Here is a 13010-nt window from a genome sequence, read left to right on the forward strand (position 1 = left end):
CACTCACGCTACGCTCACCAGGATTCCCACCAGGACACCCTCACCGACACACCCGACAGCAGAACGGCTCAAGGCAACGCATGCCCCAGCACACCTCCGGGTCTGACCGCGCCGCGGTGCCCCCAGCTGCCCGGGGCACCGTGCGACCGGCCGCACCGACCTCGCTCGACGAACTGTGGCGGTCGTACAAGGACACGGGCGACGAGCGCCTGAGGGAGCAGCTGATCCTGCACTACTCGCCCCTCGTCAAGTACGTCGCCGGACGGGTCAGCGTGGGGCTGCCGTCCAACGTGGAACAGGCCGACTTCGTCTCCTCCGGGGTCTTCGGCCTCATCGACGCCATCGAGAAGTTCGACGTCGAGCGGGCGATCAAGTTCGAGACGTACGCCATCACCCGCATCCGCGGCGCGATGATCGACGAGCTCCGCGCCCTGGACTGGATCCCGCGTTCCGTACGGCAGAAGGCCCGCAACGTCGAGCGCGCCTACGCCACCCTCGAAGCCCAGCTCCGGCGCACTCCCTCCGACGGCGAGGTCGCCGCCGAGATGGACATCACGCTGGAGGAACTGCACGCGGTTTTCAGCCAGTTGTCGCTGGCGAACGTGGTGGCCCTGGAAGAGCTGCTGCACGTCGGGGGAGAGGGCGGCGACCGGCTCTCCCTGATGGACACCCTGGAGGACACGGCCGCCGACAACCCCGTCGAGGTCGCCGAGGACCGCGAGCTGCGCCGACTGCTCGCCCGCGCCATCAACACGCTCCCGGAGCGGGAGAAGACCGTCGTCACCCTCTACTACTACGAGGGCCTCACCCTGGCCGAGATCGGGCACGTCCTCGGCGTCACCGAGAGCCGCGTCAGCCAGATCCACACCAAGTCCGTCCTGCAGCTCCGAGCCAAGCTGGCCGACGTCGGACGCTGAGCGCCCGGACCCGGTCGTACAGTGGAGCCGTGCCCAGGATTCGAGCGGCCTCGGTGGCCGAGCACCGGACGATGCAGCGCGGCGCCCTCCTGGACGCCGCGCGTTCCCTGCTGTCCGAGGGCGGTACGGAGGCGCTGACCTTCCCCGCACTCGCCGAGCGCACCGGCCTCGCCCGGTCGTCGGTGTACGAGTACTTCCGGTCGCGCGCGGCCGTCGTCGAAGAGCTGTGCGCCGTCGACTTCCCCGTGTGGGCCGCCGAGGTCGAGGCCGCCATGGCCGGAGCCGAGGCGCCCGCCGGCAAGGTCGAGGCGTACGTCCGCAAGCAGCTGGAGCTCGTCGGCGACCGGCGCCACCGCGCGGTCGTCGCCATCTCCGCCGGCGAGCTGGACGACGGCGCCCGCGAGAAGATCCGCGCCGCCCACGGCGGGCTCATCGCCATGATCGTCGAAGCCCTCGCCGCCCTCGGACAGCCTGAGCCGCGCCTCGGCGCCATGCTCCTCCAGGGCGTCGTCGACGCCGCCGTCCGCCGCATCGAGCTCGGCGCCGCCGAGGACCCGGCGGCGATCGCCGAGGCCGCGGTGACCATGGCCCTCCACGGCGTCAACGGAACGGCGGGCTGACCACCGCACCGCCGGCCGCTCCCAGGGGCAGCAGCCGGGCCGGGGCGCGCTCCGTCAGCAGGAGCGGGTTCAGATAGCGGGTGCCCCTCAGGAGGCCCCAGTGGAGACAGGACTCCGCGCAGTGGGTGCCGGAGGCGACCCGGGCGATCGGGGTGCCCGCGCGGACCGCGGTGCCGGCCCGCACCAGCGGGACCACCGGCGTGAAGGTGGTCCGCAGCGGGGGAGCACCCGTCCCCCGGAGGGTGAGCGTGAGCACGCCGCGGCCGCCCACCGGGCCCGCGAAGGTGACCGTCCCCGGGGCCGGGGCCAGGACCGCGGTGCCCGGCGGCGCCGCCAGGTCGACGCCGCGGTGCCCCCGCGCGTAGGGGCCGGGGGGCGGGTGCCAGCCGCGGACGACCACGGGGGTCGGCGGGCCCACCGGCCACAGCAGGCCGAGGGCCAGGATCAGGGTCACGAGTCGCATGGACCGAGGCTCCCCGCCCCGGCCCGCCCGTGCGGCCGGCGGCCGGAATCCGTGGACGGCCCCCTGCTTGTGGACAGGGCCGTCACCCGCGGCTCCCGGGGTCCCGTACACTTCCTATGGCGACCCGGGTCACCGGGTCGACTTCGCACGCCCCGCCACCTCCCTCACCGGACGTGGCAGCGCCTTTCGGTCCCTCGTGGGCATGGCGCGCCGGGGCGTCAGGAACACAACCGAGAAAACCAAGGAGATGGCCATGGCCGTCGTCACGATGCGGGAGCTGCTGGAGAGCGGCGTCCACTTCGGTCACCAGACCCGTCGCTGGAACCCGAAGATGAAGCGCTTCATCTTCACCGAGCGCAACGGCATCTACATCATCGACCTGCTCCAGTCGCTGTCGTACATCGACCGCGCCTACGAGTTCGTCAAGGAGACCGTCGCCCACGGCGGCTCCATCATGTTCGTCGGTACGAAGAAGCAGGCCCAGGAGGCCATCGCCGAGCAGGCGACGCGCGTCGGCATGCCGTACGTCAACCAGCGTTGGCTCGGTGGCATGCTCACCAACTTCTCCACCGTCTACAAGCGTCTGCAGCGCCTCAAGGAGCTCGAGCAGATCGACTTCGAGGACGTGGCCGCCTCCGGCCTCACCAAGAAGGAGCTCCTGGTCCTCTCCCGCGAGAAGGCCAAGCTGGAGAAGACCCTCGGTGGTATCCGCGAGATGCAGAAGGTGCCGAGCGCCGTCTGGATCGTCGACACCAAGAAGGAGCACATCGCCGTCGGTGAGGCGCGCAAGCTCCACATCCCGGTCGTCGCGATCCTCGACACCAACTGCGACCCCGACGAGGTCGACTACAAGATCCCGGGCAACGACGACGCGATCCGCTCCGTCACCCTGCTCACCCGCGTGATCGCCGACGCCGTCGCCGAGGGCCTCATCGCCCGCTCCGGCGCCGCGACCGGCGACTCGAAGCCGGGCGAGAAGGCCGCCGGCGAGCCCCTCGCCGAGTGGGAGCGCGACCTGCTCGAGGGTGAGAAGAAGGCCGACGAGACCGTCGAGGCCCCCGCCGCCGAGGCCACCGAGGCCCCGGCCGAGGCCGCCGCCGAGGCCACCGAGGCTCCGGCCGCGGACGCCGAGCAGGCCTGACCCTCAGGAACCTTCGGGTCGGACGGCGGGGGCTCACGAAGCCCCCGCCGTCGACCCGTGGACCCGCCCGAATCTTTCAGACTTCGAGAGAGAAACAGACTCATGGCGAACTACACCGCCGCTGACGTCAAGAAGCTCCGCGAGCTCACCGGCGCCGGCATGATGGACTGCAAGAAGGCCCTGGACGAGGCCGACGGCGACGTCGACAAGGCCGTAGAGGCCCTGCGCATCAAGGGCCAGAAGGGTGTCGCCAAGCGTGAGGGCCGCTCCGCCGAGAACGGCGCCGTGGTCTCCCTCATCGCCGACGACCACACCTCCGGTGTCCTGGTCGAGCTGAAGTGCGAGACGGACTTCGTCGCCAAGGGTGACAAGTTCCAGGCCGTCGCCGCCCAGCTCGCCGAGCACGTCGCCGCCTCCGCCCCGGCCGACCTGGAGGCGCTGCTCGCCTCCGAGATCGAGGCCGGCAAGACCGTGCAGGCGTTCGTCGACGAGGCCAACGCCAACCTCGGCGAGAAGATCGTCCTGGACCGCTTCGCGCAGTTCGCCGACGGCTTCGTCTACGCGTACATGCACCGCACGATGCCGGACCTCCCGCCGCAGATCGGTGTCCTCGTCGAGTTCGACAAGGCCGACGCCGACGTCGCCAAGGGTGTCGCCCAGCACATCGCCGCCTTCGCGCCGAAGTACCTCACCAAGGAAGACATTCCGGCCGAGGTCGTCGAGTCCGAGCGTCGCATCGCCGAGGAGACCACCCGCGCCGAGGGCAAGCCCGAGGCCGCGATCGCCAAGATCGTCGAGGGTCGCGTCAACGGCTTCTTCAAGGACGCGACGCTGCTCGGCCAGCCGTACGCCCTTGACAACAAGAAGTCCGTCCAGAAGGTCCTGGACGAGGCCGGTGTCACCCTGAAGCGCTTCACGCGCATCAAGGTCGGCATCTGAGTCCGTACGCGAACGCGACGGACACCGGACCCCGGTAGGGTCTGAGGCAGTCGTCCGCGCCCGCGCAGGACGACCGCAGATCTGACGAGGAGGCCATTGCCGCACGGGATACCGCGAGGACCCAAGGCAATGGCCTCCTTCGTATGTGCACGAGGAGATCTCCATGAACCAGGGCGCCGTACAGGGCGACGACAACAACGGCAAAAAGGTCGGCCGCTACATGCTGAAGCTGTCCGGAGAGGCTTTCTCCGGCGGTACCGGCCTGGGAGTCGACCCCAACGTCGTGCACGCCATCGCGCGTGAGATCGCGGCGGTCGTCCGCGACGGCGCGGAGATCGCGGTGGTGATCGGCGGCGGTAACTTCTTCCGCGGCGCCGAGCTCCAGCAGCGCGGCATGGACCGGGCCCGGTCCGACTACATGGGCATGCTCGGCACCGTGATGAACTGCCTCGCCCTCCAGGACTTCCTGGAGAAGGAGGGCATCGACTCCCGCGTCCAGACCGCCATCACCATGGGTCAGGTCGCGGAGCCGTACATCCCGCTGCGCGCCGTGCGCCACCTGGAGAAGGGCCGCGTGGTCATCTTCGGTGCGGGCATGGGCATGCCGTACTTCTCCACGGACACCACGGCCGCCCAGCGTGCCCTGGAGATTGACGCCGAGGCCCTCCTCATGGGCAAGAACGGCGTGGACGGCGTCTACGACTCCGACCCGAAGGCCAACCCCGACGCGGTCAAGTTCGACGCGCTCGAGTACGGCGAGGTGCTCTCCCGCGACCTCAAGGTCGCCGACGCCACCGCCATCACCCTGTGCCGGGACAACAACCTCCCGATCCTCGTCTTCGAACTGCTCACCGAGGGCAATATCGCTCGCGCGGTGAAGGGTGAGAAGATCGGCACGCTCGTGAGCGACCAGGGCACCCGGGCCTGACCCGAACCGGGGAACCGCCCCGCAAGGGGATGGACAGAGCCCTGCCGGTCGTACACCGTGCAGGACACAACGCGACGACACGCAGGAGCATGTGGTGATCGAAGAGACCCTCCTCGAGGCCGAGGAGAAGATGGAGAAGGCCGTCGTGGTCGCCAAGGAGGACTTCGCCGCGATCCGCACCGGCCGTGCGCACCCGGCGATGTTCAACAAGATCGTGGCCGACTACTACGGTGCCATCACCCCCATCAACCAGCTGGCGTCCTTCTCCGTCCCGGAGCCGCGGATGGCCGTGGTGACCCCGTTCGACAAGAGCGCGCTGCGCAACATCGAGCAGGCGATCCGGGACTCGGACCTCGGTGTCAACCCGAGCAACGACGGCAACATCATCCGTGTGGTGTTCCCGGAGCTGACCGAGGAGCGCCGCCGGGAGTACATCAAGGTCGCCAAGGGCAAGGCCGAGGACTCGAAGATCTCGATCCGCTCGGTCCGCCGCAAGGCCAAGGAGACCATCGACAAGCTCGTCAAGGACGGCGAGGTCGGCGAGGACGAGGGCCGCCGCGCCGAGAAGGAGCTCGACGACACCACCGCGAAGTACGTCGCGCAGGTGGACGAGCTGCTCAAGCACAAGGAAGCCGAGCTGCTCGAGGTCTGATGAACGACACTTCCTGGGGTGCCCCGGCCGGTTCCGGCCGTGGGGGACCCGACCAGGGTCCCGCCCCGGCGGGTCCCGCATACGATCGGCATCAGGCGGCGCAGACTCGGCCCATGCCCATCGTGCCCGACGTTCCCGCCGGCGGATTCCAGGACGGTCACGGCCGGGGGGCCGCTCACCCGAGCGGTCCCCTGTTCCGTGACGAGACGCCGCACGAGCACCCGCAGGAGCCCATGCCCAGCCCCACCCCGCCTCCGCCGCCCGCGCCGACGGCGCCACGGCAGAAGAAGAGTGCGGGGCGCAACCTGGGCGCGGCCATAGGGGTCGGGGTCGGCCTCGGGGCCGTCATCATCGCCTCGCTGTACATCTGGGCGCCGGCGTTCGTCGGCGTGATAGCGGTCGCCGTGGTGGTCGGGCTGTGGGAGCTGACCTCCCGTCTCCAGGAGCGCAAGGGGATCAAGGCCCCGCTGGTGCCGCTCGCGGTCGGCGGCGCGGCGATGGTCGTCGCCGGCTACGTCCGCGGCGCCGAGGGTGCCTGGGTGGCGATGGCGCTGACGGCGCTCGCGGTCCTGGTGTGGCGGATGACGGAGCCCCCCGAGGGCTACCTGAAGGACGTCACGGCGGGCGTCTTCGCCGCGTTCTACGTACCGTTCCTGGCGACGTTCGTGGCGCTGCTGCTGACCGCGGACGACGGACCGGAGCGGGTGCTGACCTTCCTGATCCTGACCGTGGTCAGCGACACCGGCGCGTACGCCGTCGGCTGGCGCTTCGGCAAGCACAAGCTGGCCCCGAGGATCAGCCCCGGCAAGACCCGCGAGGGTCTGGTCGGCGCGGTGACGTTCGCCATGGCGGCGGGCGCGCTGTGCATGCAGTTCATGATCGACGACGGCGTCTGGTGGCAGGGCCTGATCCTCGGTCTCGCGGTGGCGGCGAGCGCGACGCTCGGCGACCTCGGCGAGTCGATGATCAAGCGCGACCTGGGCATCAAGGACATGGGCACGCTCCTGCCCGGTCACGGCGGCATCATGGACCGCCTCGACTCGCTCCTGCCGACGGCGCCCGTGGTGTGGCTGCTGCTGGCGCTGTTCGTCGGGACCGGCTGAACCGTTCGCACCACAGGACGGGCCCGCTGCCTTCACGGCAGCGGGCCCGTCCTCGTTCCGCTGTCCGCCGTGTGGGGGAAGCGGGAGGCGGGGCGGCGGCCCGGGGCTCCGGCGCGGGAAGGCTCCCGGGTATGACAGCACCCACGGCCCGCCCCGCCGAACGGCCCTCGGGAGCCCTCTCGGTCCTGCTGACCCTCGCGGCGGGGCAGTTCCTCATGGCGCTCGACAGCTCCGTCATGAACGTCTCCATCGCGACGGTGGCCGAGGACGTCGACACCACCATCACCGGCATCCAGGGCGCCATCACCGCGTACACGCTGGTCATGGCGATGCTCATGATCCCCGGGGGCAAGATCGGCACCCTGATCGGCCGCAAGCGGGCCTTCATGATCGGCTGCTGCGTCTACGGCGCGGGCTCCCTCACCACGGCCCTCGCGCCGAACCTCCCGCTGCTGCTGTTCGGCTGGTCGTTCCTCGAAGGCGTCGGGGCGGCGCTCATCATGCCCGCGATCGTCGCCCTGGTGGCCGGGAACTTCCCCGCCGACCGGCGCCCGATGGCGTACGGCGTCGTCGCCGCGGCCGGCGCCGTCGCGATCGCCGTCGGGCCGCTCATCGGAGGCGTCGCCACCACCTACTTCTCCTGGCGCTGGGTCTTCGCCGGCGAGGTCCTGGTGGTGCTGGTGATCCTCGTCTTCGCCCGCCGCATCGCCGACGCCGCCGCCGAGGAACGCCCCCGCCTCGACCTGCTGGGCGCGCTGCTCTGCGCGGCCGGCCTCGGCGTCTTCGTGTACGGCGTCCTCCGCTCGGGCGAGTGGGGCTGGCTCCGGCCCAAGCCCGACGCGCCCTCCTGGCTCGGGGTGTCGATGGTCGTGTGGCTGACCCTGGCGGGCCTGCTGCTGCTCTGGCTCTTCCTGCGCCACGAGGCCCGGATCGTCGCCCGCCACCGCGAGCCGCTCGTCCACCCGGACATGCTGCGCAACCGGCAGCTCACGGGCGGCCTGACCATGTTCTTCTTCCAGTACCTCGTCCAGATGGGCGTCTTCTTCGTCGTCCCGCTCTACTTGTCGGTCGCGCTCGGCCTCTCGGCGCTCAGCACCGGCGTCCGGATCCTCCCCCTGTCCGTGACCCTCCTGGCCGCCGCCCTCCTGATCCCCCGGCTCTTCCCCGCCGCGTCCCCCCGCCGGGTGGTCCGGATCGGGGTCTACGCGCTCCTCGCCGGCGCCGTCGTGCTGATGGCCGCCCTCGACGCGGACGCCGACGCCGCCGTCGTCACCCTCCCGCTGCTCCTCGTCGGCTTCGGCATGGGCGCCCTGGCCTCCCAGCTCGGCGCGGTGACCGTCTCCGCCGTGCCGGACGAGCAGAGCGCCGAGGTCGGCGGCATCCAGAACTCCGTCACCAACCTCGGCGCCTCCATCGGCACCGCCCTCGCCGGCTCCCTCATGATCGCCGCCCTCACCACCTCGTTCCTGACCAGCGTCGAAGAGAACCCCGCGATCCCCGCCGACGTGAAGGAACAGGCCGTCGTCCAGCTCCAGAGCGGCGTCCCCTTCCTCTCCGACGCCCAGCTCACCGACGCCCTCGACCAGGCCGGCGTCGACCCCGCGCTCACCGACGCCGCCCTCGACGCCAACGCCGAGGCCCGCCTCGACGGCGTCCGCGCCGCCCTCGCCATCCTCGCCGCCGCCTCCGTCCTCGCCCTCTTCTTCACCTCCCGCATCCCCCGCACCCCACCCGGCCACCCCACCCCCTGACCCCCACCACCCCTCATGCGCGGGCTTGTCCAGGCATCGGTGTGATCAACACTCAGCCGGTTGTCAGTCCCCTGTGCTACCTCTGGCGGCATGAGCTTCGATGCGACTGGCAGGGTGCGCCCTGGAGACCTTCCGGCGATGGCCTTCACCATCCTCTCGGAGGCATTCTTCGATGACCAGGGAGACCCCGTTCCCTTTCAGCTCCGCGACAAACGGAACACGCAGGACGACCCCTTCGACGAGTACGTCACAGAGCTGCTGAGGGAAGAGATGCCGGAGGAGGTCATCGTCATCCGGGCGGACAAGCCCCTCGTGTCTCCGGATGTCGTCATCGCACGGCCGGACGAGTACGAACTCCTCAAGACCGGCGGGGTGGACTACGACCCCTGTGCGATTTTCGGACTTGAGGTCAAGAAGGTGGATCTCGGAAAGAACGGAAAGCCTGCCCGCTCCACGGGAATGGACTACAACAGCACGCCACCGTGCGCGACCATTCGCGTGTATGCCGAGGATGGCGGCGAGATTCGAATCCCAGGGTTCTATCTCTTCGTCGCACTCGAAGGAAACAAGGAGATCGGCACGGTCCGTGTGCACTCCATGGTTTTGGTGGCCGGCGCCGTCCTGAATGAGGATGTCGACCTGTACGACAGCATCACAGGCACCCGAACGAAGCAGATCGGACTCGGCACCTACGGCGACGGAGCAAACCGCCTGCGTCCCATGCTGCTCTTCTCCAACCCACTCGGTTGGGACTGGACGCTTGGCGCCTCGACGCTCATCAGCGAACGAAACGACCTCGCGGATGAGCAGCCTCTCGTCCATGTGCGCGACATGGCCCGCACTGTCTCGCCTGGAGTTGCCGAGCGCTTCCACTGTTACCGACTCGCCAAGCTGTCTCCTCCTAGGGAGGGCACCGCCTTGGATCCCTTTCCGCAGCCGTCGAGGCGTAAGGAAGAGACGGCTCAGCGAGGCCGATTCGAGATCGACCTGACGACGTTCACCCTCGGTTAGAGCGTACGTCGAGGGCGGCGGCGGCTTCGACAACTGCCTCTGCAGCTTCCGTTGTCAGCGCTTCCACGGTGAGCGAGTTACCGGGAAGTGTGTGCAAGGCGAGGACAGATCCTCTGACCACCGACTCGATATCCGCATAGCCGACCTTGACGCCTGCCTCCTGGCACTCGCGTAGTGCAGCAATAGCACGTTCTCGCACTGCCTCTACGGTGGTCATCTCAGGAGTGGTATGCCCCATGGGTCGGCACACCACGATTGAGTCCAGGTTGGATGGATCGGAGGCGCTCGATTTGACGGTGCTGGTGCTCATTTCCGCCTTGACCGGCTGGACTGCAGTAATCACCAATCCGGCAACCTCCAGTGCCTTTACCAACTCGACCCAGCCGGTGATGCGTGCTTGGTGAAAGGTGAAGGCGAGGAGGCCGTTCGGCTTGAGCAGGCGCGAGCACTCTTTCCATACGGCGGCGATGGCGCGACCGAACTCCGCGGGATCAGCGGATTGAACCTCCTCTACGTGGCGTGTTGTGGCGGACCGCACCGGGTAGTCGGCAAAAGGACGGATTCGGCGAAGCCAGGCGTGGAAGAAGTCGGCGAGTTCACTGTAGTGGACGTTGTCCATGAATGGAGGGTCGGTGATGACCAAGTCGACTGAAGCATCCGGGAGCTCGAACGAGGAGGAGGGGCCGCAGTCGACATAGGCGCCGACTTTCCCTTGCTCGAAGGCTTCGTGGTTCCCTATTGCCAGAGAAAGAGGCTGCGACAGTCCAAACACGCGCTCTGAGCTGTCGTTCACCGGCGCGATGTCATGCGGATGGCGCTTGTATTCCCATGCGCGGATGATGCGCGACTGGTAGAGCGTGGAGAAAGCCCCGGAGGAGGCGGGTGTTCCCCACGGGTGCGCCTCGAGCGGCGTCCGCTCCGGCTTCAGAACGTGATTGGAAAACATGTGGCGGACAGCTCCGGTTCCTTCGCCCTTGAAGGAACAGAAGAGGTTGTTGAACTCCAGCACGCCGGAGAAAAGCGCGGCCAGCGCCTCACGCTCCGAACCTCGATCGAGGTCACGAATTGCCGCACCGAGAAGCCCGAGACTGTAGAGTTGCCGGGCATTGAAGAACTGCTGCCACTCGCGGTAGTTCCAGCGGATTGCCTGCCGGGTGTTGTGTCCGTCGTCGAGGACGCCGACGGGCAGTACGAGCTCGGAGCGTCGCTCCTCCAGAAGCTTCTCCGCTTCTGCGTAGAGGGCCCGGTCGAAGTCGTCGATCGGTTCGTACCGACGTGTCCCGTCAGCGTCGAGTACCTGCTTCGCATACATCTGGAACCGCGGAGGCTGATCCCCGAGGGCGTTGATGACCTTTGTCGTATGGCCTTGCGAGCAGGTCATGTTCGCACGGTTGACCGGTCCCGTCAGGCTTGAGGTGCGGCCGCAGCGGTGGCACGTGAGGTGATCGTCCTCCACCACGTTGACGATCACGACTGCGTGACAATGCGGACACGTCGCCCTGCTGGTCGGGTACTTCTTGGGGTAGGCGTGCTGTGCGAAGACGTACCGGCTGAACAGTTCCACCGGAGGCGCGTCAGGGGCGCACTGCGGGCAAGCAGCCAGGCCGACCCAGAAGTAGTAGAGAACAGGCCGGCCGTGCTTGTCCCGGTGCAGGCGGTCGATCTCGTGGCGAACCTGGGTCTCGACCTTGTCGAACGCGCGGTCCAAGCGCGAGCGGTCCCAAGGAGCCAATGCCTGCCGTTGCACCAGAGTGGCAACAGGATTGATGTCTCTGCCGACCACCTTCGCGCCCAGCTTGGCCGCCTCGGCGAGCGTGGTCCCCGAGCCGGCGAACGGGTCGCAGACGACAAGGCCATCGAGTCGCAGTGCGTTGCTGTAGCACTCGATCGCGTCCTGCTCGTCCTCCGCGACCGCGGCGGCCAGGATGCCGCGGAAAACGGAGCCGAGTCGCTGCGCCCACCACTTGTGGGTGTGCGTCGCCGGACGGTGGACTTCCTTACGCCAAGATTCCCGCTCGGCAGCAGCGGACACGACTCCTGCAGGAAAGCCGGTCTCCAGCGCCGTCGTAGCCGGGACCGCACTCCGGATGATCAGCGTCGGGCCGTCTTCCGCAGTGGCGAACATGCTCTCCTGCTCGAAGATCGTCACTTGTACCTCCAGGTTCATCCAAGTATCTCCGGTCACCGGCATCACGCGGCCGGCCCACCACACGACACCGCGGACCGGGCCGTCTCCGGGCCGTCCGAAGGCGGACCCGGACGGCCCTGGGCGGACCCGGACGGCCCGGGGCGGCTGGGGCCGGTGGGCGGAAGCCCTGGGAACGGGGAAGTGTCTGCGACACTGGTAGCACCATGCCCAAGCCCGGAGAACTCACTTTCGTCGCCCCCCGCGGAGCCAAGAAGCCGCCGCGGCACCTGGCCGACCTCACGCCTGCCGAGCGGAAGGAGGCTGTCGCCGCGATCGGCGAGAAGCCGTTCCGTGCGAAGCAGCTGTCCACGCACTACTTCGCGCGCTACGCGCACGACCCGGCGGAGTGGACGGACATTCCGGCCGCCTCGCGGGAGAAGCTGGCGGGGGAGCTGCTGCCGGACCTGATGTCGGTGGTGCGGCACATCTCGTGCGACGACGACACGACCCGCAAGACGCTGTGGCGGCTGCACGACGGCACGCTGGTGGAGTCGGTGCTGATGCGCTACCCGGACCGGGTGACGATGTGCATCTCCTCGCAGGCGGGGTGCGGGATGAACTGCCCGTTCTGCGCGACGGGGCAGGCGGGGCTCGACCGGAACCTCTCGACGGCCGAGATCGTGCACCAGATCGTGGACGGGATGCGGGCCCTGCGGGACGGGGAGGTGCCCGGGGGACCGGCGCGGCTCTCCAACATCGTGTTCATGGGCATGGGGGAGCCGCTCGCGAACTACAAGCGGGTGGTCGGGTCGATCCGCCGGCTGACGGACCCGGAGCCGGACGGCCTCGGTCTGTCGCAGCGCGGCATCACGGTCTCGACCGTGGGTCTGGTGCCCGCGATGCTCCGCTTCGCCGACGAGGGCTTCAAGTGCCGCCTCGCGGTCTCGCTGCACGCGCCGGACGACGAGCTGCGCGACACCCTGGTGCCGGTCAACACGCGCTGGAAGGTCCGCGAGGTCCTCGACGCGGCGTGGGAGTACGCGGAGAAGTCCGGGCGCCGGATCTCCATCGAGTACGCCCTGATCCGGGACATCAACGACCAGGCGTGGCGGGGCGACCTGCTGGGCCGGCTGCTCAAGGGCAAGCGGGTGCACGTCAACCTGATCCCGCTGAACCCGACGCCCGGTTCCAAGTGGACCGCGTCGCGCCCGGAGGACGAGAAGGCGTTCGTCGAGGCCATCGCGCGCCACGGTGTGCCGGTGACCGTGCGGGACACCAGGGGCCAGGAGATCGACGGTGCCTGTGGACAGCTCGCGGCCGCCGAACGCTGACCTTGTAGTCTGAGCTCGAACACATC

At 68.9% G+C, this 13010-nt stretch carries 12 protein-coding genes; 10 read left to right on the forward strand and 2 right to left on the reverse strand.

Annotated features, from left to right (window positions below):
- Positions 1–80 precede the first annotated feature (80 nt).
- Both whiG and AB0424_RS23285 read left to right on the forward strand, forming a co-directional pair.
- Positions 81–917, forward strand: a complete 837-nt coding sequence (gene whiG / locus AB0424_RS23280; protein WP_366308347.1) for an RNA polymerase sigma factor WhiG — start codon at positions 81–83, stop codon at positions 915–917.
- Between the two features lie 53 nt (positions 918–970).
- On the forward strand, positions 971–1537 hold the full coding sequence (locus AB0424_RS23285) for a helix-turn-helix domain-containing protein (protein WP_366308486.1): 567 nt from the start codon (positions 971–973) through the stop codon (positions 1535–1537).
- Here AB0424_RS23285 and AB0424_RS23290 read toward each other — a convergent pair.
- Positions 1518–2000, reverse strand: a complete 483-nt coding sequence (locus AB0424_RS23290) for a M23 family metallopeptidase (RefSeq protein ID WP_366308349.1) — start codon at positions 1998–2000, stop codon at positions 1518–1520. The genes AB0424_RS23285 and AB0424_RS23290 overlap by 20 nt on opposite strands.
- A 253-nt stretch (positions 2001–2253) precedes the next feature.
- Between AB0424_RS23290 and rpsB the strand changes: the two genes are divergently transcribed.
- The 7 genes from rpsB to AB0424_RS23325 all read left to right on the forward strand — a co-directional run bounded on the left by rpsB (position 2254) and on the right by AB0424_RS23325 (position 9525).
- Positions 2254–3141 (forward strand): 30S ribosomal protein S2, encoded by an 888-nt coding sequence (gene rpsB / locus AB0424_RS23295; RefSeq protein WP_366308351.1) that lies wholly within the window; start codon positions 2254–2256, stop codon positions 3139–3141.
- 102 nt (positions 3142–3243) lie between these two features.
- On the forward strand, positions 3244–4080 hold the full coding sequence (gene tsf, locus AB0424_RS23300; RefSeq protein WP_366308353.1) for a translation elongation factor Ts: 837 nt from the start codon (positions 3244–3246) through the stop codon (positions 4078–4080).
- A 163-nt stretch (positions 4081–4243) separates the two neighbouring features.
- Positions 4244–5008, forward strand: a complete 765-nt coding sequence (gene pyrH / locus AB0424_RS23305; RefSeq protein WP_366308355.1) for a UMP kinase — start codon at positions 4244–4246, stop codon at positions 5006–5008.
- A gap of 94 nt (positions 5009–5102) precedes the next feature.
- Entirely contained in the window at positions 5103–5660 is a 558-nt protein-coding gene (gene frr / locus AB0424_RS23310; protein ID WP_026057589.1) for a ribosome recycling factor, read from the forward strand.
- Positions 5660–6763: a phosphatidate cytidylyltransferase gene (locus tag AB0424_RS23315; protein ID WP_366308358.1), complete on the forward strand. Its 1104-nt coding sequence runs from the start codon at positions 5660–5662 to the stop codon at positions 6761–6763. The genes frr and AB0424_RS23315 overlap by 1 nt, the downstream gene beginning before the upstream one ends.
- A 131-nt stretch (positions 6764–6894) precedes the next feature.
- Positions 6895–8514: an MFS transporter gene (locus AB0424_RS23320; protein WP_366308360.1), complete on the forward strand. Its 1620-nt coding sequence runs from the start codon at positions 6895–6897 to the stop codon at positions 8512–8514.
- A gap of 138 nt (positions 8515–8652) precedes the next feature.
- Positions 8653–9525 carry a hypothetical protein gene (locus tag AB0424_RS23325; protein ID WP_366308362.1) on the forward strand — a complete coding sequence of 291 codons (873 nt, stop codon included), beginning with the start codon at positions 8653–8655 and terminating at the stop codon, positions 9523–9525.
- Here the strand turns inward: AB0424_RS23325 and AB0424_RS23330 are convergent.
- Positions 9512–11674 (reverse strand): DNA methyltransferase, encoded by a 2163-nt coding sequence (locus tag AB0424_RS23330; RefSeq protein WP_366308364.1) that lies wholly within the window; start codon positions 11672–11674, stop codon positions 9512–9514. The genes AB0424_RS23325 and AB0424_RS23330 overlap by 14 nt on opposite strands.
- Positions 11675–11877: 203 nt before the next feature.
- Here AB0424_RS23330 and rlmN point away from each other — a divergent pair, with 203 nt between their 5' ends.
- Entirely contained in the window at positions 11878–12984 is a 1107-nt protein-coding gene (gene rlmN, locus AB0424_RS23335) for a 23S rRNA (adenine(2503)-C(2))-methyltransferase RlmN (protein ID WP_352020819.1), read from the forward strand.
- The last annotated feature ends 26 nt before the right edge of the window (positions 12985–13010 follow it).

Source organism: Streptomyces sp. NPDC051180, assembly GCF_040689545.1.
In the GTDB taxonomy this organism is placed as follows: Bacteria; Actinomycetota; Actinomycetes; order Streptomycetales; family Streptomycetaceae; genus Streptomyces.

Excerpts from the sequence above, each read along its gene's own strand:
- rpsB (WP_366308351.1), top strand. The coding sequence starts at position 2,254 with ATGGCCGTCGTCACGATGCGGGAGCTGCTGGAGAGCGGCGTCCACTTC.
- rlmN (WP_352020819.1), top strand. The coding sequence starts at position 11,878 with ATGCCCAAGCCCGGAGAACTCACTTTCGTCGCCCCCCGCGGAGCCAAG.
- AB0424_RS23315 (WP_366308358.1), top strand. The coding sequence starts at position 5,660 with ATGAACGACACTTCCTGGGGTGCCCCGGCCGGTTCCGGCCGTGGGGGA.
- tsf (WP_366308353.1), top strand. The coding sequence starts at position 3,244 with ATGGCGAACTACACCGCCGCTGACGTCAAGAAGCTCCGCGAGCTCACC.
- AB0424_RS23325 (WP_366308362.1), top strand. The coding sequence starts at position 8,653 with ATGGCCTTCACCATCCTCTCGGAGGCATTCTTCGATGACCAGGGAGAC.
- pyrH (WP_366308355.1), top strand. The coding sequence starts at position 4,244 with ATGAACCAGGGCGCCGTACAGGGCGACGACAACAACGGCAAAAAGGTC.
- AB0424_RS23320 (WP_366308360.1), top strand. The coding sequence starts at position 6,895 with ATGACAGCACCCACGGCCCGCCCCGCCGAACGGCCCTCGGGAGCCCTC.
- whiG (WP_366308347.1), top strand. The coding sequence starts at position 81 with ATGCCCCAGCACACCTCCGGGTCTGACCGCGCCGCGGTGCCCCCAGCT.
- AB0424_RS23290 (WP_366308349.1), bottom strand. The coding sequence starts at position 2,000 with ATGCGACTCGTGACCCTGATCCTGGCCCTCGGCCTGCTGTGGCCGGTG.